We start from the raw sequence: 21,174 nt of genomic DNA, 5'->3' as shown, positions 1-21,174 counted from the left end.
TTCACTCTCTCTCCATGTTCAACGGGAAATGACAGGCATAAAGATGGTTTTTGGCCCCTGATAACCGTGGCGTCTCAATACATTTACGCTGGGCATAAGGGCAGCGCGGGCCAAGACGACAGCCGATGGGCAGTGATTCCAGCAACGGAATTGCCCCAGGCAGGGTATTCAGGCGGCTTTTGTGTGGCATGGCGCTGCCAAAATCAGGAATAGCGCGGATCAGTGCCTGGGTATAAGGATGATGCGGGGTGTTCACCAGCTCTTCGCTGATGGCCGTTTCTACCGTCTGACCACAGTACATCACATCAATCTTATCGGCCCATTTGCTCAGCATTTGCAGGTCATGGCTGATCAGCAAAATGGTGGTGTTGTTGTTCTGATTAAGACGCGTCAGCAGGCGGAAAATCTGTGCCTGGGTGGTGGGTTCCATGGCGTTTGTGGGTTCATCGGCAATCAGCAGACGCGGCTGGTTCGCCAGGGCGATGGCAATCATCACTTTCTGGCATTCGCCGTCGGTCAGTTCGTAAGGGAAGCTGCGCATCGCATCTTTATGATCTTTGATGCCGACCCTGTGCAGCAGTTCGATGGCACGGCGCTTGCGCCAGCCAACGCGTTGCCACCAGCGGCCCTTGTACGTCCAGCCGGGGATATTTTGCATCAGCTGTTTACCCACACGCTCGGAGGGATCAAGACAGGATTGCGGCTCCTGAAAAATCATCGACACGTTATGTCCCACCAGCTTGCGGCGTTCACGCGGAGAAAGACGTAGCAGGTCAATATCATCAAAACGCATACGGTCAGCGGTAACGCGCCAGTTGTCTTTCGCAACACCACAGATGGCCTTCGCAATCAGGCTTTTACCGGAACCGGATTCACCCACCAGCCCCCGGATTTCACCTTCCGCAAGCGTGATGCTGATGCGGTCAACGGCTTTCACCCAACCTTCACCGGTCTTGAATTCAATCGTCAGGTTGCGGATATCGAGTAACGGCATTATTGCACTCCCGCATTAATTGCCCGGCGAATACCATCCCCAAGCAGGTTGACCAGTAACACACTGACCATAATCGCGGCCCCGGGTAACATCACGGTCCAGGGGGCGACGTAGATAAGTTCCAGCGCGTCGCCCAGCATTGCTCCCCATTCGGGAGATGGAAGCTGAGCACCAAGATCGAGGAAGCCCAGCGCGGCGATATCGAGAATTGCCATCGACAGGGCGCGGGTGATCTCCGTGACCAGCCCGGACGCAATATTTGGCAGCACGGCAAACCACAAGATATTGAATGTGGTTGCACCATCCAGACGCGCGGCAACCACATACTCTTTTTCCAGCTCGTCATGCACCATGCTATAGACCGAACGCACCAGACGCGGAAGGATAGCCAGCCAGACGGCGAACATGGCATGAGTCAGATGCGGGCCAGCAAAGGCCACGACGATAATGGCCAGCAGCAGGGAAGGAATAGAGAGCAGCGTATCCAGAATGTGATTCATCACGGCGGAGCGCAAACCGTGGGTTGAACCGGCAAAAATCCCCAGCGCCAGGCCGCAAATGGTTGCAGCCAGCGTAACCACAAACGCACCACCCACCGTTGGTGCTGCGCCGCTCAGCAGGCGGCTTAATACATCGCGGCCCAGATCGTCAGTGCCTAAAAAGAAGGACACTTCACCATAACGCGACCAGGAAGGCGGTAAAAGCTGATAACCGAGAAACTGCTGGTCGATTCCATAAGGCGCAAACCACGAACCAAAAATGCACAACAACACCAGAGCGCCACAGCCATACAGGCCAATCATAGCTGTGGTGTCACCATAGAATTTACGCCACACGGTACGCAGCACACCGGGTGTGCGCTTTTCGCTGTATACGTTATCGTAAGGCATACCATTCCTTATGCTTCAGTGGGTTAGCCATTGCACCCAAAATATCGGAAATAACGTTAACGATGATGACCAGCGAGCCAATCACCATGACGCCTGCGGAAATAGCCGCATAGTCTTGCTGACGAATGGCGTTAATCAGCCAGCGGCCAAGTCCTGGCCAGCTAAAGACCATCTCAGTGATCATCGCCAGGGTCAGCATGGTCGAAAATTGCAGCCCAAGACGCGGGATGACCGGCGGCAGGGCGTTATGCAGTACGTGACGGCGCAGGATCGTCAGACGAGACAGCCCGCGAGTGGCCGCCGCTTTAACGTAGTTTTGATCAAACACGTCGATAGTGCTGATACGCATAAGGCGGATCACTTCGGTTGTGGGTGCAACGGCCAGCGTCAACACCGGCAGCACCATATGGCGCAGAGCACTGATGATCATTTCATGGCGCCAGACCGAATCTGAAAGCCAGGCGTCAATAATCGCGAACCCGGTCACCGTTTTTACCGTATAGAGCAGGTCGAAACGACCCGACACCGGCAGCCAGCCCAGAGTCAGCGAAAAGAACAGGGTCAGCAGCAGCGCCAGCCAGAAGATAGGGATCGAGAAGCCAAGCAGGGCGAGGGCGCTGATAAATTTGTCCTGCCATTTATTGCGATAAATCCCCGCCAGCATCCCCACCGGAATACCGACCAGCAGGGCAAATCCGAAGGCCAGAATACACAGCTCCATGGTGGCCGGGAAAACCTCTTTCAGCTGTTCGGAGATCAACTGCCCGTTGATGCTGGATACACCAAAGTCCCAGTGCAGCACGCCGTTAAACCAGAACGACCAGGCATCCCACAGTGAGGAACCCTGAAGCGGCGCGTGCGGCGTGAAATAACTCAGGCTGAAGCCCACAAAGGTCAGGAAGAAGAGGGTTACCAGCAACAGTAACAGGCGACGCAAGGTAAAAATAATCACGGTTTTTTCACCTCTTGTTCTTTTTCACGCGAGACGCCCGCGAAGGAGGCGTTACCAAACGGACTCAGCACCAGCCCTTTGATGTCATAGCGATAAGCCTGAAGGCGCAGGGACGAGGCGAGCGGCAACACGGGAAGTTCATTCGCCAGAATGTTTTGCGCTTCATCGTAGGCGTCGATACGGGAGGCCAATTGTTGTGACGCGAGGGCTTTTTGCAGCACGGCATCAAATTCGCGGTTACACCAGTGGGCATAGTTGGTTTGCGAGTTGATCGCCGCACAGCTCAGGAGCGGGCGGAAGAAGCTGTCCGGGTCATTACTGTCGGTCGCCCAGCCTGCCAGCGTTAAATCATGGTTCATGTCCATCAGTCGCGCCTCCTGGAAACGCCCCTCGACCGGCACGATCACTACTTTGACGCCCACCTGAGCCATATCGGCCTGGAGCAGTTCAGCGGTTTTCAGCGGGCTTGGGTTCCATGCCTGTGAACTGGTTGGCACCCAGAGCTGGAGCGTCAGGTTTTCTACCCCCAGAGCTTTTAGCTGCTCACGCGATTTTGCCGGATTGTATTCCGTAATTTTAGCTTCACCGTCATAGGCCCAGGAAGCTCGCGGTAAAATAGAAGCCGCAGTCTCTGCTGTACCGTAGTAAATCGACTGCATCAGGCGCTGGTTGTTAATCGCTAAGGCCAGCGCATGACGCACGGCCGGGTTATTGAGCGGTGGTTTATCCGTATTAAAGGCCAGATAGGCGATATTCATGCCCGGACGCAGTGTTAAACGCAAACGCGGGTCGTCACGCAGAATGGTTAACTGGCTGGCGGCAGGCCAGGCGAGCACGTCGCATTCGCCCGTAAGCAGTTTAGAGAGTCGGCCCGTACCGCCGGAACCGAGGTCCACCACCACCTGAGGCATCAGAGGTGTGCCGCGCCAGAAGTGTTCGTGGCGTTGCAGGCGAATGTACTGACCCGAACGATACTCCGCCATCTGGAATGGCCCTGTACCGACGGGCTGCCTGTCGAGCAGCTCCTGACGATCCTGACTGGTGAGTTTCGCCGCGTATTCTGCCGACATCACTGAGGCATAGTGGGTTGCCAGGTGCCATAAGAAAGAGGCATCCGGGCGCGCCAGGCTAAATTCAACCGTTCTGTTGTCGAGCTTACGTACGCTTTTGACGGTATCGGCAAACTGCAAACTGTCGAAATAGGGGAAGCTCCCGCCATTAACGTTATGCCACGGATGATTGCGGTTAAAGATGCGCTGGAAGGTAAAGACCACATCATCCGCGTTCAGTTTGCGTGTTGGCGTAAACCAGGGCGTGCGCTGGAAAGAGACATCGTCGCGCAGATGGAAGCGGTAGGTCGCGCCGTTATCAAGCACTTCCCAGCTTTCGGCCAGTTCCGGCACCAGGCGGTAAGTATAAGGGTCGACATCCAGCAGGCGGTCGTAAAGCTGTGCGGCAAGGGTGTCGACAATCAGGCCGCTGCCCGCTTTTTGAGGGTTAAAGGTGTCAACTTGCCCGCTGACACAATAGACAAAGCCGCTATCGCGAATATCAGGGAGCGTAGCACGCTCAGGCGCAGCAAAGACCGTATTGCTGAACAGGCCGAGCGCAAACAGGGACGATAAAACCAGACGCATAATATTTAAGGTTTTTAGGTTCGATCTGCAAAGTGTATCGCACTTACGCCTGCTTCGTAAAAATGTCTGCGGGTAAGTGCTGATATTGTCAGCGCATTTGATGCTTTTTGAGCAATGCCCTTAATTGATGGTAGGTCAGACCCAGCAGTTCAGCCGCTCGTTTCTGGTTATATTTTGCCTGTTTCAGGCTCTGTTCCAGCAACTGTTGTTCCTGATGATGCTGGAACTGACGCAGATCCAGCGGCAGCGTCGGTGAATTGTTGCTGATGGCAGGCGTTATGTGTACCGGTTCCGCGCGCTGGAAAGGGTCGAGAATAATGTTATCCAGCTCCATTTCACTGCTTCCATGGCGATAAACAGACCGTTCCACCACGTTTTTCAGCTCACGGATATTCCCCGGCCAGTGGTATCCCAGCAGCGTTTCCCGGGCGTAATCGCTAAAACCGGGGAACAGTGGCAACCCAAGTTCACGACACATCTGTATGGCGAATTGTTCAGCCAACAACATGATGTCGCTTTGGCGCTCACGCAGTGGCGGCAATTGCACAACATCAAACGCCAGCCTGTCCAGCAGGTCGGCGCGAAATTTGTCCTGCGCAACCATCTGCGGCAGGTCGGCATTGGTGGCACAGACCAGACGCACGTTGACCTGCAATGGCTGGCTCCCGCCAACACGCTCCAGTTCACCATATTCAATAACGCGCAGCAGTTTTTCCTGTACCAGCATTGGCGCGGTTGCCAGCTCATCCAGAAACAGTGTGCCACCATCCGCACGCTCAAAACGGCCGGGGTGGCGCTTTTGTGCGCCGGTAAATGCCCCGGCTTCGTGGCCGAACAGCTCTGAATCCAGCAGGTTTTCATTCAGCGCTGCGCAGTTCAGGGAGATAAAAGGGCCATCCCAGCGTCCGGATAAAAAATGCAATCGGTTGGCGATAAGCTCTTTACCCGTTCCGCGCTCCCCAATGATGAGCACCGGTTTATTGAGTGGTGCCAGGCGCGATACCTGCTCCAGGACCTCAAGAAAGCTGTTTGCTTCACCAAGGAGGTTATCTTTAAATTCGGCCATAGTTAAATTCACCACTCGTTAGCGATATTCACCAGGTGAGAGTAGAGTGTTGTTGGTTTAAAATCAAACAGAATCAGTTAAATCAACAAGATAAAAAGTTGGCATGGGATTTGTATTATCTGTTCAGCAGGGCATTGCCCGATAACAGAACTATGAGGATCGAATTATGGGTATTTTTTCTCGTTTTGCCGACATCGTGAACGCCAACATCAACACTCTGCTGGAGAAAGCAGAAGATCCGCAGAAGCTGGTGCGCCTGATGATTCAGGAAATGGAAGACACGCTGGTGGAAGTCCGTTCAACGTCTGCACGCGCGCTGGCTGAGAAAAAACAGCTGACACGTCGTATTGAACAGGCTACCGCGCAGCTCAATGAATGGCAGGAAAAAGCCGAGCTGGCACTGCGTAAAGATAAAGAAGACCTGGCTCGCGCCGCGCTGATTGAAAAGCAGAAACTTGCGGATCTCATCACCGCGCTTGAGCATGAAGCTACGCTTGTCGACGACACGCTTACGCGTATGAAGAAAGAGATTGGCGAGCTTGAAAACAAGCTCAGCGAAACCCGTGCCCGCCAGCAGGCGCTGACGTTACGCCATCAGGCGGCCAGTTCATCACGCGATGTGCGCCGTCAGCTGGACAGCGGCAAGCTGGATGAAGCAATGGCTCGTTTTGAATCCTTCGAACGTCGTATCGATCAGATGGAAGCGGAAGCCGAGAGCCACGGCATTGGCAAACAAAAGACGCTGGACCAGCAGTTTGCAGATTTGAAAGCGGATGACGAAATCAGCGAGCAACTGGCGGCGCTTAAAGCCAAAATGAAGCAAGACAACCAATAATAAATTGTGCGGCACATGAGTGTGCCGCCACGCATCATAAAAAAAGGAGTACCTATGAGCGCGCTTTTTCTGGCCATTCCCCTGACTATTTTCGTGCTGTTCGTTCTGCCGATTTGGTTATGGCTGCACTACAGCAACCGTTCTTCTCGTGGTGAGCTTTCCCAGAGTGAACAACAGCGTCTGGTGCAGCTTTCGGCAGACGCAAACAAAATGGGCGAACGCATTCAGGCGCTGGAAGCGATCCTCGATGCGGAACATCCAAACTGGAGGGATCGTTAATGTCCGGGCTGAACCTGAATAAAAAATTGTGGCGAATCCCCCAGCAGGGCATGGTTCGCGGTGTATGTGCCGGGCTGGCTCATTATCTCGATGTACCAGTGAAACTGGTGCGTGTGGTAACGGTACTGTCGATTTTCTTTGGCCTGGCGTTTATTACGCTGGTGGCGTACATCATTTTATCGTTTGTGCTCGACCCGATGCCGGAAGGTGAACTGGCCAGCGAAAATGCGCCAACCACCAACGATTTGCTCAATGCGGTAGATGCCCAGTTGGCCGCCGGTGAGACGCGCTTGCGCGAGATGGAGCGCTATGTCACGTCTGATACCTTTACGTTGCGAAGCCGTTTTCGTCAGCTTTAAGAGAGAATACGAATGAATCACTCCTGGCAACAGGCGGGGCAAAAGGTGAAACCCGGCCTGAAATTAGCAGGGAAGCTGGTTTTGTTTACTGCCTTACGTTACGGCCCGGCAGGTGTGGCTGGCTGGGCGGTGAAATCCGTGGCCCGCAGGCCGGTCAAAATGTTACTGGCTGTAGCGCTGGAGCCGTTGCTGAGAAAATTAGCCGGGCGGCTCTCGGGAAAACTGAAATAATCTCCAGACGGCACGCTGACTGGCGTGTCGTTTTGCTCTAAGGTTTTATTCCTTTCATTTTGTCCCCATGTCATATTTTTAAGAATATAAACGCCTTCAGGCAAAAAGGACGGCGATGAAGCGACTTAAAAACGAACTCAACTCACTGGTGAACCGTGGCGTCGATCGCCATTTGCGACTTGCTGTGACAGGACTCAGCCGCAGCGGCAAGACGGCTTTTATCACGGCGATGGTAAACCAACTGCTTAACCTGCACGCGGGTGCACGGCTACCGCTGCTCAGTGCGGTACGGGAAGAGCGGTTGCTTGGCGTGAAGCGTGTTCCGCAGCGAGATTTTGGCATCCCGCGTTTTACCTACGACGAGGGGCTGGCGCAGCTGTACGGCGACCCTCCCGCCTGGCCGACGCCCACGCGCGGGGTCAGTGAAATTCGTCTCGCGCTGCGTTTTCGTTCGAATGATTCCCTGATGCGCCACTTTAAGGATACCTCCACGCTGTATCTCGAAATTGTGGATTATCCGGGCGAGTGGCTGCTGGATTTACCCATGCTGGCTCAGGATTATCTGAGCTGGTCACGGCAAATGACCGGTTTGTTACAGGGTCACCGCGCGGAATGGTCGGCAAAATGGCGGCAGCTTTGCGAAGGGCTCGATCCACTGGCGCCTGCGGATGAAAACCGCCTGGCGGTAATTGCTGAAGCCTGGACCGACTATCTGCACCAATGTAAGCAGGAAGGGCTGCATTTTATTCAGCCAGGGCGTTTTGTCCTGCCGGGCGATCTGGCGGGTGCGCCGGCGTTGCAGTTTTTCCCATGGCCGGACGTCGACGCAAGCGGGGAGTCGAAACTGGCGCAGGCCGATAAACACACCAATGCCGGGATGCTGCGCGAACGTTACAACTACTACTGCGAAAAAGTGGTGAAAGGTTTTTATAAAAATCACTTTTTACGTTTCGACCGCCAGATTGTGCTGGTGGATTGTCTTCAGCCGCTCAACAGCGGGCCGCAGGCATTTAATGATATGCGCCTGGCGCTGACGCAGTTGATGCAAAGTTTCCATTACGGACAACGCACGCTGTTTCGTCGGCTGTTTTCACCGGTTATCGACAAGCTGCTGTTTGCCGCCACCAAGGCCGATCATGTCACTGTCGACCAGCACGCCAATATGGTCTCGTTGTTGCAGCAACTGGTACAGGATGCGTGGCAAAACGCAGCGTTTGAAGGAATTAGCATGGACTGCCTGGGGCTTGCGTCGGTTCAGGCGACCCAGAGTGGATTAATTGACGTGAATGGCGAGAAGATCCCGGCGCTGCGCGGCAACCGCTTAAGCGATGGCGAGCCGCTGACGGTCTATCCCGGCGAAGTGCCTGCGCGTCTGCCCGGGCAGGCGTTCTGGCAAAACCAGGGATTCCAGTTTGAAGCGTTTCGCCCGCAGGCAATGAACGTTGACCAGCCACTACCGCATATTCGTATTGATGCGGCGCTGGAATTTTTGATTGGAGATAAATTGCGATGACGGAACCGTTAAAACCGCGCATTGATTTTACGGGCCAGCTTGAGAAAGAGCCGCTCGACGCATTCAGGACCGCGCAAACATTCAGCGGGACTCAGGCCGATAATTTTGCGCCTGTTCTGTCAGAGGAGCCGCTTGCTGATGAAGGGCAAGCAGAAGCTGTCGTTGAATCCGCGCTGCGCCCTAAACGTAGCCTGTGGCGAAAAATGGTGACCGCCGGGCTGGCACTGTTTGGTGCCAGCGTGGTTGGGCAGGGTGTCCAGTGGGCCGTAAATGCCTGGCAAACCCAGGACTGGGTGGCGATGGGCGGCTGCGCTGCGGGAGCGCTGATCATCGGTGCGGGCGTCGGCTCGCTGGTCACAGAGTGGCGTCGTCTGTGGCGCTTACGCCAGCGCGCACATGAGCGCGATGAGGCACGGGATCTGCTGCACAGCCACGCCACCGGTAAAGGGCGTGCATTTTGTGAAAAACTGGCAAGCCAGGCGGGTATCGATCAGTCACATCCGGCGCTTCAGCGCTGGTACGCCGCTATCCATGAAACCCAAAACGATCGGGAAGTGGTCACACTCTATTCCCATATGGTGCAACCGGTACTGGATGCGCAGGCCCGTCGGGAAATCAGTCGGTCGGCGGCGGAATCCACACTGATGATTGCCGTCAGCCCGCTGGCGCTGGTGGATATGGCGTTTATTGCGTGGCGCAATTTGCGCCTGATTAACCGTATCGCCACGCTGTATGGCATTGAGCTAGGGTATTACAGCCGCCTGCGTTTATTCCGCCTGGTCTTGCTGAATATTGCCTTTGCCGGTGCCAGCGAACTGGTGCGGGAAGTCGGTATGGACTGGATGTCTCAGGATCTGGCCGCGCGTTTGTCGGCACGAGCCGCGCAGGGGCTGGGGGCCGGTTTACTGACGGCACGTCTGGGGATCAAAGCGATGGAAATTTGCCGTCCGCTGCCGTGGATAGACGGCGACAAACCCCGGTTGGGTGATTTCCGCCGCGAGTTAATTGGCCAGCTTAAAGATACGCTGAGCAAAAAAGCGTAATTGGCTCACATCATCGGCTAATTAACCATCAGGCTGTCAATATTTGTTGACAGCCATCTTCCCGATCACCGCTTTCTGACATATTATTTTAATGTTATTGGCTTAAACGGTGAATTTCCCATGCGTCTGGAAGTCTTTTGTGAAGACCGACTCGGTCTGACCCGCGAATTACTCGATCTGCTTGTTTTACGTAGTATTGATCTGCGTGGCATTGAGATCGATCCTATCGGGCGAATTTACCTCAACTTTGCCGAAATTGAATTCAATACATTCAGTAGCCTTATGGCTGAGATCCGCCGTATCGCTGGCGTTACGGATGTACGAACCATTCCGTGGATGCCATCAGAGCGTGAACACCTGGCGCTGAGCGCCTTGCTTGAAGCGATGCCAGAGCCATTCTTATCCCTGGACCTGAAAAGTAAGGTCGAACGTGTAAACCAGGCCAGCTGTCAGTTGTTTGCACAGGGCCAGGAGAAGCTGAGCACTCATCATGCAACGCAGCTTATCCCCGGCTTTAACTTCCAGCGCTGGCTGGAAAGCAACCCGCAAAACACCCACAGCGAACACGTGGTGATCAACGGGCAGAATTTCCTGATGGAAATCACTCCCGTGTACCTGAAAGGGGAAAACGATGCCCGCGTGCTGACCGGGGCGGTGATCATGCTGCGTTCTACCGTACGGATGGGCCGTCAGCTGCAAAATCTCTCAAGTCAGGATGTTAGCGCGTTTAGCCAGATAATCGCTGTCAGCCCGAAAATGCGCCATGTGGTCGATCAGGCGCGCAAGCTTGCGAATCTGACGGCTCCGCTGCTGATCACCGGGGATACCGGAACCGGGAAAGACCTGCTGGCTCATGCCGTGCATCTGTCCAGCCCGCGGGCAGCAAAACCATATCTGGCACTGAACTGCGCCTCAATTCCTGAAGATGCGGTTGAGAGCGAGCTTTTCGGCCATGCGCCTGAAGGTAAAAAAGGTTTCTTCGAGCAGGCAAATGGTGGCTCGGTTCTGCTGGATGAGATCGGCGAAATGTCGCCACGGATGCAGGCTAAACTGCTGCGTTTCCTCAATGACGGAACCTTCCGTCGCGTAGGGGAAGATCATGAAGTCCATGTGGATGTGCGCGTGATTTGCGCCACGCAGAAAAACCTGGTGGAGCTGGTGCAGAAAGGGGTATTCCGCGAGGATCTCTACTATCGCCTGAACGTGCTGACTCTCAATATTCCGCCACTGCGGGATTGTCCTCAGGATATTATGCCGCTGACCGAGCTGTTTGTGGCACGCTTCGCCGACGAACAAGGCGTTCCGCGCCCGAAACTGTCCGCCGACCTGGGGACAGTGCTCACGCGTTACGGCTGGCCGGGTAACATTCGCCAGCTTAAGAACGCCGTTTATCGCGCGCTGACTCAGCTGGAAGGCTACGAGCTGCGTCCACAGGATATCTTATTACCGGATTATGATGCCGGGACGGTGTCGGTAGGTGAAGAGGCGATGGAAGGCTCTCTGGATGATATTACCAGCCGTTTCGAGCGTTCGGTGCTGACGCAGCTTTATCGCAGTTACCCGAGTACACGTAAACTGGCGAAACGTCTTGGCGTCTCGCACACCGCGATTGCGAATAAGCTCCGTGAGTACGGTTTGAACCATAAGAAGGGTGACGAATAACAAAAAGCCTCTGTAATGGACTGTCCAACTTTATGGGGGTCAGTCCATAAAGAGGCTTTTTTACTTTACGCTTATTCCTTCGCCAGAGGCGTGGTCACGATTTCTGTTTTTGTCTCTCCCTGAATCGACGCAATCCTGTTTTCGACGTCTTTTACCTGCTGCGGGCTGTGAAGCAGGGTATACGTCAGGTCAAACTGCGCGCTGGCACCAGGCTGTAGCTGCTTAACGCGCTTCTGCTCGCGTTCAATCGTGACGGGGTAGGCGTAGCTTGTACCTGGCTCAATACCCGTGACATACCCCTGCTTCAGCGTGTCGGTATTTTTCCATAATGTCAGCACGGGCAGCTGGCGGGTATCAAACTGGATTGACGCGCCTTTATCTCCGGCTTTATTGACCACTGCCGCGAGCGTTTCATGGTTATTGTCCGCAAGCGGTTTGATGTTAAAGACCATCTCATCAAAGCCTTTTGTCGGCCCGGCATAGGTTTGCCAGTCGTTAACGCCTGCTTTGGCGTAGTCATTGAACGGGCTAACGCTCACCGCCGGCGCAAGGAAACGAGCGCCTTCTTCGAGGATCGGCGTTCCGAAGTTGCTGTGATAGATTATCTGGTAATCATGAGGGTAATCTGCATGGTTTGTCAGCACATCGTGCAGGCTGAACTGGTTGGTTCCAGGAACGTAGCGCAGTTCGGTCATGGTTTGCAGATCCGCTTTTTTAAACGTGCTCTCTTTGATTAAACCCCGAACGCGGATTTCATAAGGGGCGGTATCTGCGACCTCGACCTCTACCTGCGATACAGGGGTATTACCGGCCTTGCCGTGAAGGGTGTAAATTTGCCCGTCCGCAGTGACCGGGTGTCCTGTCCACTCGTAGCCGCAGCGCACCATCATCTCGTTGAAACCATCCAGCCAGCCAAGACCGTTTCGACTTTCCAGATTAATATAAGCCGGGTTCACAACTTCTTTGACGGGAGAATTCCACCCCAGTCGGGTGCCAAATCCTTCAACGTGCAGAAGGTTCATTCCGCGCGTCGGGCTCAGGGTTATGGTCAGGCCATCTTTGCTGCTAATAACGATGATTTTACTGCCTTCCTGTTTACCACCGTGCAAGACCTTTTGCTCAATGCTGAACGGGTGAGTCTTAACGTTCAGCTCATCACTGGAAATCTTCCAGTTTCCTTTTTCTACGCTGCTTTCAGCGTTTGTCAGCACCCAGGTTTTAGCCACTGCATTGCCAGAAATCAGTACCGCAAGGAGCGTGAAAGCGAATTTAATCTTCATATTTTATCCTTTTTGCTGAAACGATTATTGTCTTTCACAAGAAAATTTAATGTTTAGGGAAAAAGGGAAATGTGATGTGCTTCACTTGGGACAAAAATAGGGATTTTTAACGATTATAATGTGCTAAATATCACGTTAATGTTGCGCATTACATTTTTTATTGCATCATTAATGTGATTTATGACTATTGTTGCTTTAACGATTCAGCTTTTGATTAATAAAAAACCCCGCTGTGGCGAGGTTGATAAATAATTGTATAGAATGCTCAGTACTTATTATGCTTTCAGCACATCAAGCGCAGCGGTGTAATCTGGTTCGGTGGTGATTTCGTTAACCAGTTCGCTGAAGACGATGTTGTCATTCTCATCGATAACCAGCACCGCGCGTGCTGCCAGGCCTTTCAGAGCGCCTTCAGAAATACCCACGCCGTATTTCTCGAGGAAGTCCGGGCTACGCAGGGTTGAAAGGGTGATCACGTTGCTCAGGCCTTCTGCACCGCAGAAGCGAGACTGGGCAAACGGCAGGTCCGCAGAAATGCACAGCACAACGGTGTTGTCCATTTCGGTTGCCAGTTGGTTGAATTTGCGCACAGACGCGGCACAAACACCGGTATCAATGCTTGGGAAAATGTTCAGGACTTTACGTTTGCCAGCAAACTGGGCCAGCGTGACGTCAGACAGATCTTTAGCCACCAGAGTGAATGCCTGTGCTTTGCTACCAGCCTGCGGAATGGAACCTGCAACAGCAACCGGGTTGCCCTGGAAATGAACGAGTTGTGACATAGATATCTTCCTGTTTACATATAGTTAACGTCAGGGCTAGTGTATGCCAACTGCGGACAGCACGGCAAACCAAATTTAGCGCCTCACCGGGCCGAAAGGAGACAGTCAATGAGAAGCGTGAAAGTCTATGAAGAAGCCTGGCCATTGCATTCCCCATTTGTCATTTCACGTGGCAGTCGCAGCGAAGCCTGCGTTGTGGTGGTTGAAATAGAAGAAGACGGGGTGAAAGGCGTGGGGGAATGTACCCCGTATCCGCGTTATGGAGAGAGCCTTGCATCTGTGATGGCTCAGGTGATGGCGCTGGTTCCTGAGCTGCAAAAAGGACTAACCCGAGCGGCATTGCAACAGCATCTGGCGGCGGGGGCTGCGCGTAACGCGATTGATTGTGCACTCTGGAATCTGGAGGCTGCGCAACAGCACCGCTCTTTGCCATCGCTTCTGGATATCACGTTACCGGCATCAGTTGTTACGGCACAAACGGTAGTGATTGGTGAGCCAGAACAGATGGCCGCCAGCGCAAAAGCACTGTTTGCCTCCGGGGCAACCTTATTAAAGGTGAAGCTTGATGACCGGCTAATCAGCGAGCGAATGGTTGCAATTCGCGCTGCCGTGCCGGACGCCACGCTGATTGTCGATGCGAACGAATCCTGGCATAGCGAAGGGCTGGCAGCCCGCTGTCAGCTGCTGGCAGATCTGGGCGTGGCCATGCTGGAACAACCGCTTCCGGCAAAGGATGACGCCGTGCTGGAAAACTTTATCCATCCGCTGCCCGTATGTGCCGATGAAAGCTGCCATACGCGCGAAAGCCTCGCAGGCTTAAAAGGCCGCTATGAGATGGTGAATGTTAAACTCGATAAGACGGGTGGGCTGACCGAAGCGCTGGCTCTGGCGAAAGAGGCGCGTGCGCAAGGGTTCTCGTTGATGCTGGGCTGTATGCTGTGCACATCACGGGCGATTAGTGCCGCGTTACCTTTGGTTCAACAGGTGAGTTTTGCCGATCTGGATGGCCCGACATGGCTGGCGGTGGACGTCTCGCCAGCCCTGCATTTCACCACCGGCACGCTTCATCTCTGAGGCTGCCAGCGGAGAAGACCGACCATCGCTTTGAGGTACTTTTCGCTCGCTTCGTCGGATGAGATTGGGGGGAATTCTGCAGTGATGCAGTGTAACCCCAGATCGGCACACCAGCTCCCAAACGAGCCGGGCGTCTCATAACCCACGCTCGTGACCAGCGGAAGGGCAAAAGCATCGGCCAGCCACTGCCCAAGCGCGGTGTGGCGGGGATCTTCGATGCAGGCAAGCGGATCGTGAAACGAAACGACCCAGGCCGGATGTAATCGATGGATCAACTGACACAGGGCGTGCGTTTCCGGCTCTGAACCCGGTTTTTCCCCCGTCAGTAACACCACGTCACGCTCTTCTGCTGAGCTGTTCCAGCGATAGACCGTCTCACCCGCGCGCCAGTTTGCCGCCGGGAAATTACGATTTAAGTCGATGCCTCGCGCATTTGCCCGAAGTCCAAGCTGACAACCGTCCGGGTTGACGGTCAAAATGACGTGATGACGGCGTAATTCAGGCGCCAGGGTACGTAGCGCACAGGATAACGTCACAATCGAGGAGTTCTCGTCACCATGCGTGCCTGCGATGATTAACCCGCTATTGCGGTCGGCCTCCGGGGCGGGAAACCAGATTAACGGCGCGCCTAAAAATGAATGGCCATAGTGTTCGGTTCCTGGCGGGAAAGCGCCACGTTCCGTTCTTGGTCGGGTGAGTGACATAGGAAATCCTGATAAAGAAGTCTCTACTGGCAGTGTTGTGCAAAACTCGCGGTTAATCAAATAGTTTCCGTCGCTGTGGAAAATTGCCAGATATCAACTTTCCGATTTAAGGTATTTGCATTTCTCCGTTTCGAAACAAATAATTACGCATCCGTGTTACCTGACATCTTAAGGGGATCTCATGAAGCATCCTGTTTCGCTGCTTTGTTCTGCACTTTGGCTGTGCGGACTTTCTTCACTTGCTTATGCTGCTGACATCCCAAAGGGAACCGTTCTGGCACAAAAGCAGGAACTTGTACGTCATATAAAAGATGAACCTGCCTCGCTTGATCCCGCAAAAGCCGTGGGTTTGCCCGAAATCCAGGTAATTCGCGATCTCTTTGAGGGGCTGGTCAATCAAAATGAAAAGGGGGAGTTAGCGCCGGGTGTCGCGACGCGCTGGCAGAGTAACGACAACCGCGTCTGGACGTTCAGCTTGCGTGATAATGCAAAATGGTCGGATGGTTCCCCCGTTACCGCACAGGATTTTGTTTATAGCTGGCAGCGTCTGGTTGATCCGAAAACCACATCGCCTTTCGCCTGGTTTGCGGCCCTGGCGGGAATTAACAATGCCCAGGCCATTATTGATGGTAAAGCGGCACCCGATACGCTTGGCGTAACGGCCGTCGATGATAAAACCCTGCGCGTACAGCTGGATAAACCGCTGCCGTGGTTTGCCAGCCTGACGGCGAGCTTTGCGTTTTATCCGGTGCAAAAAGCAAATGTTGAAAGCGGGAAAGAGTGGACTCGCCCGGGTGCCCTGGTGGGTAACGGTGCCTACGTCCTGAAAGACCGCGTAGTGAATGAAAAGCTGGTTGTCGAACCTAATACGCACTACTGGGATAACGCCAAAACGGTACTGAAAAAAGTCACCTTTGTCCCTATTAATCAGGAGTCTTCCGCGACCAAGCGCTACCTGGCCGGTGATATTGATATCACTGAATCTTTCCCGAAAAACATGTACCAGAAACTGCTGAAAGATATTCCTGGTCAGGTTTACACACCGCCTCAGCTCGGGACTTACTATTACGCCTTTAATACCCAAAAAGGGCCAACCGCAGATGCACGCGTGCGTCTGGCGCTGAGTATGACCATCGATCGCCGCATCATGGCGGAAAAAGTGCTAGGCACGGGTGAGAAACCGGCATGGCATTTCACACCTGACGTGACCGCCGGGTTTACCCCGGAAGCGTCCGTGTTTGAACAGATGTCGCAGCAGGAGCTGAATGCGCAGGCGAAGATGTTGTTGCAGGCGGCAGGTTATGGTCCTCAGCGCCCTCTGACCCTGAATCTGCTGTACAACACCTCAGAGAACCATCAGAAGATAGCGATCGCCGTGGCGTCGATGTGGAAGAAAAATCTGGGTGTTGACGTCAAACTGCAAAACCAGGAGTGGAAGACGTACATTGATAGCCGTAATACCGGGAATTTCGACGTGATCCGTGCGTCCTGGGTTGGGGACTACAATGAGCCGTCCACTTTCCTGTCGCTACTGACCTCTACACACAGCGGCAATATCTCCCGGTTTAACGATCCGGCGTACGATAAGATAATCAATCAGGCGACGCTTGAGACAACCGAGAAAGCGCGTAATGCGGATTACAATAAGGCCGAGAAGATCCTCGCCGAAAAAGCCCCTATTGCGCCGATTTACCAGTACACCAATGGCCGTCTGATTAAACCGTGGGTCAAGGGCTATCCTGTTAATAACCCGGAAGATGTTGCTTACAGCCGTACGATGTATATCGAGAAACATTAATTAATGTCGGGCGGGACATAACCTAAATTGATGTTCCGTTCATCAAAAAAATAAAAAAAAGCCCGTCAGAGAACGGGCGAAATAAGCAAATGATTTATTGATTCGTTATCCGCCATCACGGTGGCTAACAGCGCGTATATTACGCGTCAGTTATGTTTGCGTGTAGCTGACAAATTCGGTAGGTGAAACAAAGGATTAAACATGCGTTACGGGGCTTCGATGGACGGGTACACGCTGTTTTCAAGATATTCTACAAGCTGCCAAATCTCACCGCTGAAGATAAACCAATAGCCAAAAATAATAAGGCTTAAAATAATTAAGATGAGTATTAATTCTGTCTTTCCCATTGCTGGATACTACCCACCTGAAGTCTGTTTCTTCGAGGTGGGCATTGTAGCGAGGCTTGATTAAATACTCCAGTTTCACGCAGCCAGCACCTTATTGCGCCCGTTGTTCTTGGCGCGGTACAGCGCATCATCAACCCGTTTAAACAGGTCATCGATACTCTCTCCCTGATTATGCCGTGCGACGCCAATGCTGACCGTAAAACGCGGAAGACCAGGGATAGTAATGCGCGCAACGGCGGCGCGGATCGTTTCGGCGACCTGCATGGCGGCATCAAGCGAGGTTCTGGGTAGCAAAATCACAAACTCCTCGCCCCCCCAGCGAAAAACAAAGTCGTCTTTACGGCTACAGGCCTCCAGCGTACGGGAGAGCGAGATCAGGACTTCGTCACCTTTGAGGTGGCCAAAAACGTCGTTGATATTTTTAAAATGGTCGGTATCCACCAGCAACAGGCTGAACTGCTCCTGAGCGGGCAGATGAGAAGGATTTGTTTGCTCGGTGATAATGTAAAACTGACGACGATTAAGCAGGCCTGTCATGGAATCTCGCAGTGCCGCATGTTCCAGTTCCTGTTCTAACCGCTTTTGCTCAGTAATATCGTGAATGATGCACAGCATCAGCTTATCGCCGTAAATTTCAATTGGCCCGGCATATGTCTGCACATGGCGGGTTGAGCCATCGGCAAGTCGGTGGACAAAGTTAAGCGGTTTATGTCCACCAGGCAGGCTCGCTATCTCTGTCATTACCGGTATGATGTCACGACCGAGGGTATTAATTTCCCAGGTATGTTTGCTGCACAATTCATCGTGCTGATAACCGTAAAAATTCAAGGCGGCCAGGTTAGCATCCACAATTTGACCATCCCGCGCCGGATCGATAAGCAGCATTGGCGCACTGTTCGTCAGGAAAAATCGTGCGTAAAAACCCTGTTTTTTTCGTTGATAGGTTGCCGAGCGGCTGGCTTTAAGGCCCGCTGTGGTTTGCTGGGCGATCCCCTCAAAAATGATGACATCACCGTAAGGCTCATACTGGGTGAGTGACAGGCGGCAGGTTAACGTTGATTCTTGCTCATTACGCCAGACCGTCCAGATCTCGATTATTTCCTGGTCGGTTTTGAGGTCCGGAACATACATTGAAAGTGCGGATTGCGCATTAGCGGAGTAGACCCCCGTACGCATTTCATTGACTGTTTTAGTCCGCATGACATCGGTAGCTGCGGCGTTTGCATATATAATTTGTTCTGAGACGGGTGAAATCAGCCACACTGGCGTTTTTATGTAATTCAGTGCATCGAAGCAATTTAGCGACATAGGGAATTCCTATCCATCGACACTGTGTGCCTGACGATCACGACGGAATTGACTCGCGTGGGCTCCTTTGAAACATACTCTAGTTCACCACATCAGGCATGATTTTTTTGTGAAACAAATGGGGATTCCGTATGAATTTTACCGATTGGTATAATCTGTTTGGCGGATTTTTTTTGTAACAACAACCAGGGGACTTGTTCCGCAGGTAACGGGCGAGAGAAAAGAAAACCCTGAAGGAAATCACAGCCTAAATCGGTAAGCGCTGCCTGTTGTTCTTCTGTTTCAATTCCTTCCGCCACGACATTCATCTCCATCGTGCGCGCGATATTTATGATGGTTTCCACCAGTTTCCGGCTTTTCTCATTTTCCAGCATTGAGCTCACAAAACTTTTATCGATTTTAAGTTCTTTCGCAGGAAGCACGCTGAGCATCAGCAGGTTTGAATAGCCTGTGCCAAAGTCATCGATAGAAACCGTTATTCCGGCATGGTTAAAGGCGGTGAGTAACTCAATACTGCGATCGAGATTTTTGAGCGCGGTGCTTTCGGTCACCTCAAGAATCAATCTTGACGGTGCCAGATTGTATTTTTCCAGCATGGACGAAATAACATGGAATATATCCTGTTGCTCAAACTGGATTGGCGACAAGTTAAAGGATAACGTCCACTGACTGAAGCCTTGTTCCGTCCAGAAATTGAGCTGACGGCACGCCGCTTCAATCGCCCAGTTGCCCACCGGAATAATTAAACCGGTTTGCTCAAGAGAAGGTAAAAACACATTAGGCAGTAAAACGCCTTGCTCCGGGTGGCGCCAGCGGATCAGCGCCTCAAAACCGTGAATGGTATTTTCTTCGGCAATATAGGTTGGCTGATACCAAAGCTCAAACTGATCGCGTTCGAGTGCCTGGGACAACTCCTGCAAGAAACCCGGCTCCGCCGGCGCGGTGGTGGACATCTCCGGGCGGTAAACAGCCCAGTCGTTGCGTCCTTCCTGCTTAACGTACTGCATGGCGGCATCGGCCTTAAGCTTGAGCTCATGCAGGGTTTCACCGTGTTGGGGATAGAGACTAACACCTGCGCTGAGGGTGGTACTCAGCGCGTGCCCACAGATGGGCTGGCGACGGCGCATATCTTCAATCAGCGTCGAAAGCAGGGTGTTTAATTTATCATCATCGCATTCCGGGACCAGCAACATAAACGAATCGCCACCCAGTCTCGCCAGTGTCATTTCGCGTGTCAGCCTGGCCGTAATACGCTGGGCAACGTTAATCAGCAGTTCATCACCAACCTGATGTCCCCAGGTGTCATTCACCCGCCTGAAGTGGTCGACATCGAAGAAAATCAGCGCAAATTGCTTCTTGTTCAGTAATGAACTGCGCAAACAATCCTGTAACCGAATATCCATCTGATGCCGGTTAGCAAGCCCGGTGAGGGTATCAAAACGCGCCTGCAACTCTAGCTGGCGGTTAAGCTGGCGCAGATTGTCCGTCAGCCGCGTTGTACGCCAGTGGGAATCAACCAGGGAGATAATAAGCATCAGACCAAGCAGGCACAGGGTCGTGACCGACACCCAAATCGACAGCCCCAGCTCGCTGACCCCGCCTGACCGGGTCTGTTCCATTTCATGAATATGAGCGGCGCTCATCCCGGTGTAGTGCATGGAACAAATAGCGACAGCCATCACCAGAGCGGCCATTACGCGATTAATAAAGATACCTTTGCGATTTTCCCGCAGGTGGAATGCTAACCACAGGGCAATGCCGGAGGCGATAACGGCAATCACCACCGACAACAGCACAATACGATGATCCCAGATAATACCCTCTTCAAGCATCAATGCGGCCATGCCGATATAGTGCATGGAAGCTACGCCTGCACTCAGGATGAGCGTGGCAAGGATCAACCGGAAAGGGGAAAGGGTTTTAGCGGTGACGGCAATATAGATGGCTACGGTAGAAGCCAGGACGGCAGCGCCCATTGAGGCGAGTGTGAGCCACAAGTCATAGCTCATGGTCATCGGCATTTCCATCGACAACATGCCAATGAAATGCATTGACCAGACTCCGATACCCAGCGTTACGCCTCCGGCAATCCGCCAGAATAACGCGGCTTTGCGGCTGGAAAAGGGGATTTTACCCGCACTGTCCAGTGCAACAAATGAGGCGATAAACGCCACCAGAAAGGAGATGGCAATTAACACTGGGTCCCAAGATACATTGAGCATTATGCAATCCCAAGCCAAAAAAGGTTACTGAGGTCGCCTGCGGACGCCCTGCATCAGCTAGCTGCGAACTCGTTCAAACAATATTAGTTATTAATCGCGAAAAAAGACCAGGTGCATTGCTTTTTTCACTCATATCAAAGAACAGAATATATTCTTTTATTAATTAGTTAAGTTTTGCTAAACACTGATTCGGTAGAG

Annotated in this window: 20 protein-coding genes; 9 read left to right on the top strand and 11 right to left on the bottom strand. The window is 53.0% G+C overall.

Annotation, left to right across the window (positions count from 1 at the left end):
• Window position 1: 1 nt before the first annotated feature.
• From sapD to pspF, 5 genes are all read right to left on the bottom strand, one after another.
• A complete protein-coding gene (sapD, locus tag ACT9TW_RS17995; protein ID WP_182061294.1) occupies window positions 2-994 on the bottom strand; it encodes a putrescine export ABC transporter ATP-binding protein SapD in 993 nt (330 codons plus the stop codon).
• Entirely contained in the window at window positions 994-1,884 is an 891-nt protein-coding gene (gene sapC / locus ACT9TW_RS17990; RefSeq protein WP_182061293.1) for a putrescine export ABC transporter permease SapC, read from the bottom strand. The genes sapD and sapC overlap by 1 nt, the downstream gene beginning before the upstream one ends.
• Window positions 1,871-2,836: a putrescine export ABC transporter permease SapB gene (gene sapB, locus ACT9TW_RS17985; RefSeq protein ID WP_182061292.1), complete on the bottom strand. Its 966-nt coding sequence runs from the start codon at window positions 2,834-2,836 to the stop codon at window positions 1,871-1,873. Before sapB ends, sapC begins: the two co-directional genes overlap by 14 nt.
• On the bottom strand, window positions 2,833-4,473 hold the full coding sequence (gene sapA / locus ACT9TW_RS17980) for an ABC transporter substrate-binding protein SapA (RefSeq protein WP_182061291.1): 1,641 nt from the start codon (window positions 4,471-4,473) through the stop codon (window positions 2,833-2,835). Before sapA ends, sapB begins: the two co-directional genes overlap by 4 nt.
• Before the next feature lie 88 nt (window positions 4,474-4,561).
• Window positions 4,562-5,539 (bottom strand): phage shock protein operon transcriptional activator, encoded by a 978-nt coding sequence (gene pspF, locus ACT9TW_RS17975; protein WP_446493266.1) that lies wholly within the window; start codon window positions 5,537-5,539, stop codon window positions 4,562-4,564.
• 166 nt (window positions 5,540-5,705) lie between these two features.
• On the opposite strand from pspF, the gene pspA reads away from it, so the two are divergent.
• The 7 genes from pspA (at window position 5,706) to tyrR (ending at window position 11,461) form a co-directional block, all read left to right on the top strand.
• A complete protein-coding gene (gene pspA, locus ACT9TW_RS17970) occupies window positions 5,706-6,374 on the top strand; it encodes a phage shock protein PspA (RefSeq protein WP_182061289.1) in 669 nt (222 codons plus the stop codon).
• Window positions 6,375-6,428: 54 nt separating this feature from the next.
• A complete protein-coding gene (gene pspB, locus ACT9TW_RS17965) occupies window positions 6,429-6,653 on the top strand; it encodes an envelope stress response membrane protein PspB (protein ID WP_014070476.1) in 225 nt (74 codons plus the stop codon).
• Window positions 6,653-7,012, top strand: coding sequence for an envelope stress response membrane protein PspC (gene pspC / locus ACT9TW_RS17960; protein ID WP_166715505.1), 360 nt, complete (start codon window positions 6,653-6,655; stop codon window positions 7,010-7,012). Before pspB ends, pspC begins: the two co-directional genes overlap by 1 nt.
• Window positions 7,013-7,024: 12 nt before the next feature.
• Window positions 7,025-7,243 (top strand): phage shock protein PspD, encoded by a 219-nt coding sequence (pspD, locus tag ACT9TW_RS17955; RefSeq protein WP_014070474.1) that lies wholly within the window; start codon window positions 7,025-7,027, stop codon window positions 7,241-7,243.
• Window positions 7,244-7,358: 115 nt separating this feature from the next.
• Window positions 7,359-8,756: a YcjX family protein gene (locus tag ACT9TW_RS17950; protein ID WP_446493265.1), complete on the top strand. Its 1,398-nt coding sequence runs from the start codon at window positions 7,359-7,361 to the stop codon at window positions 8,754-8,756.
• Window positions 8,753-9,799, top strand: a complete 1,047-nt coding sequence (locus ACT9TW_RS17945) for a TIGR01620 family protein (RefSeq protein WP_446493264.1) — start codon at window positions 8,753-8,755, stop codon at window positions 9,797-9,799. The genes ACT9TW_RS17950 and ACT9TW_RS17945 overlap by 4 nt, the downstream gene beginning before the upstream one ends.
• Before the next feature lie 120 nt (window positions 9,800-9,919).
• Window positions 9,920-11,461 (top strand): transcriptional regulator TyrR, encoded by a 1,542-nt coding sequence (gene tyrR / locus ACT9TW_RS17940; RefSeq protein WP_446493263.1) that lies wholly within the window; start codon window positions 9,920-9,922, stop codon window positions 11,459-11,461.
• Between the two features lie 71 nt (window positions 11,462-11,532).
• Here tyrR and ACT9TW_RS17935 read toward each other — a convergent pair whose 3' ends face one another.
• Both ACT9TW_RS17935 and tpx read right to left on the bottom strand, forming a co-directional pair.
• Window positions 11,533-12,741 (bottom strand): aldose 1-epimerase family protein, encoded by a 1,209-nt coding sequence (locus ACT9TW_RS17935; protein ID WP_446493262.1) that lies wholly within the window; start codon window positions 12,739-12,741, stop codon window positions 11,533-11,535.
• 275 nt (window positions 12,742-13,016) lie between these two features.
• Window positions 13,017-13,523 (bottom strand): thiol peroxidase, encoded by a 507-nt coding sequence (gene tpx, locus ACT9TW_RS17930; protein ID WP_182061284.1) that lies wholly within the window; start codon window positions 13,521-13,523, stop codon window positions 13,017-13,019.
• Between the two features lie 108 nt (window positions 13,524-13,631).
• Between tpx and ycjG the strand changes: the two genes are divergently transcribed.
• The gene (gene ycjG, locus ACT9TW_RS17925) at window positions 13,632-14,597 is read left to right on the top strand and encodes an L-Ala-D/L-Glu epimerase (RefSeq protein WP_182061283.1); all 966 of its coding nucleotides are present in this window, start codon (window positions 13,632-13,634) and stop codon (window positions 14,595-14,597) included.
• On the opposite strand, the gene mpaA is transcribed toward ycjG, so the two are convergent.
• Window positions 14,588-15,301, bottom strand: a complete 714-nt coding sequence (mpaA, locus tag ACT9TW_RS17920) for a murein tripeptide amidase MpaA (protein ID WP_182061282.1) — start codon at window positions 15,299-15,301, stop codon at window positions 14,588-14,590. The genes ycjG and mpaA overlap by 10 nt on opposite strands.
• Before the next feature lie 181 nt (window positions 15,302-15,482).
• Here mpaA and ACT9TW_RS17915 point away from each other — a divergent pair, with 181 nt between their 5' ends.
• The gene (locus ACT9TW_RS17915) at window positions 15,483-17,099 is read left to right on the top strand and encodes a peptide ABC transporter substrate-binding protein (RefSeq protein ID WP_446493261.1); all 1,617 of its coding nucleotides are present in this window, start codon (window positions 15,483-15,485) and stop codon (window positions 17,097-17,099) included.
• Between the two features lie 206 nt (window positions 17,100-17,305).
• On the opposite strand, the gene ACT9TW_RS17910 is transcribed toward ACT9TW_RS17915, so the two are convergent.
• The 3 genes from ACT9TW_RS17910 to ACT9TW_RS17900 form a co-directional block, all read right to left on the bottom strand.
• Window positions 17,306-17,446 (bottom strand): Ecr family regulatory small membrane protein, encoded by a 141-nt coding sequence (locus tag ACT9TW_RS17910; RefSeq protein WP_166715499.1) that lies wholly within the window; start codon window positions 17,444-17,446, stop codon window positions 17,306-17,308.
• A gap of 75 nt (window positions 17,447-17,521) precedes the next feature.
• Window positions 17,522-18,754, bottom strand: coding sequence for a diguanylate cyclase domain-containing protein (locus ACT9TW_RS17905; RefSeq protein WP_446493260.1), 1,233 nt, complete (start codon window positions 18,752-18,754; stop codon window positions 17,522-17,524).
• Between the two features lie 92 nt (window positions 18,755-18,846).
• Entirely contained in the window at window positions 18,847-20,976 is a 2,130-nt protein-coding gene (locus tag ACT9TW_RS17900; RefSeq protein WP_446493259.1) for a putative bifunctional diguanylate cyclase/phosphodiesterase, read from the bottom strand.
• Between the last annotated feature and the right edge of the window lie 198 nt (window positions 20,977-21,174).

This window comes from Enterobacter sp. C4G1, from assembly GCF_052886895.1.
This window is presented reverse-complemented; position numbering and strand designations above follow the sequence as displayed.

Bases quoted from the DNA above. Each gene is read 5' to 3' on its own strand.
- sapD (WP_182061294.1), bottom strand. From the start codon at position 994: ATGCCGTTACTCGATATCCGCAACCTGACGATTGAATTCAAGACCGGT.
- sapC (WP_182061293.1), bottom strand. From the start codon at position 1,884: ATGCCTTACGATAACGTATACAGCGAAAAGCGCACACCCGGTGTGCTG.
- sapA (WP_182061291.1), bottom strand. From the start codon at position 4,473: ATGCGTCTGGTTTTATCGTCCCTGTTTGCGCTCGGCCTGTTCAGCAAT.
- pspF (WP_446493266.1), bottom strand. From the start codon at position 5,539: ATGGCCGAATTTAAAGATAACCTCCTTGGTGAAGCAAACAGCTTTCTT.
- pspA (WP_182061289.1), top strand. From the start codon at position 5,706: ATGGGTATTTTTTCTCGTTTTGCCGACATCGTGAACGCCAACATCAAC.
- pspB (WP_014070476.1), top strand. From the start codon at position 6,429: ATGAGCGCGCTTTTTCTGGCCATTCCCCTGACTATTTTCGTGCTGTTC.
- pspC (WP_166715505.1), top strand. From the start codon at position 6,653: ATGTCCGGGCTGAACCTGAATAAAAAATTGTGGCGAATCCCCCAGCAG.
- pspD (WP_014070474.1), top strand. From the start codon at position 7,025: ATGAATCACTCCTGGCAACAGGCGGGGCAAAAGGTGAAACCCGGCCTG.
- ACT9TW_RS17950 (WP_446493265.1), top strand. From the start codon at position 7,359: ATGAAGCGACTTAAAAACGAACTCAACTCACTGGTGAACCGTGGCGTC.
- ACT9TW_RS17945 (WP_446493264.1), top strand. From the start codon at position 8,753: ATGACGGAACCGTTAAAACCGCGCATTGATTTTACGGGCCAGCTTGAG.
- tyrR (WP_446493263.1), top strand. From the start codon at position 9,920: ATGCGTCTGGAAGTCTTTTGTGAAGACCGACTCGGTCTGACCCGCGAA.
- ACT9TW_RS17935 (WP_446493262.1), bottom strand. From the start codon at position 12,741: ATGAAGATTAAATTCGCTTTCACGCTCCTTGCGGTACTGATTTCTGGC.
- tpx (WP_182061284.1), bottom strand. From the start codon at position 13,523: ATGTCACAACTCGTTCATTTCCAGGGCAACCCGGTTGCTGTTGCAGGT.
- ycjG (WP_182061283.1), top strand. From the start codon at position 13,632: ATGAGAAGCGTGAAAGTCTATGAAGAAGCCTGGCCATTGCATTCCCCA.
- mpaA (WP_182061282.1), bottom strand. From the start codon at position 15,301: ATGTCACTCACCCGACCAAGAACGGAACGTGGCGCTTTCCCGCCAGGA.
- ACT9TW_RS17915 (WP_446493261.1), top strand. From the start codon at position 15,483: ATGAAGCATCCTGTTTCGCTGCTTTGTTCTGCACTTTGGCTGTGCGGA.
- ACT9TW_RS17910 (WP_166715499.1), bottom strand. From the start codon at position 17,446: ATGGGAAAGACAGAATTAATACTCATCTTAATTATTTTAAGCCTTATT.
- ACT9TW_RS17905 (WP_446493260.1), bottom strand. From the start codon at position 18,754: ATGTCGCTAAATTGCTTCGATGCACTGAATTACATAAAAACGCCAGTG.
- ACT9TW_RS17900 (WP_446493259.1), bottom strand. From the start codon at position 20,976: ATGCTCAATGTATCTTGGGACCCAGTGTTAATTGCCATCTCCTTTCTG.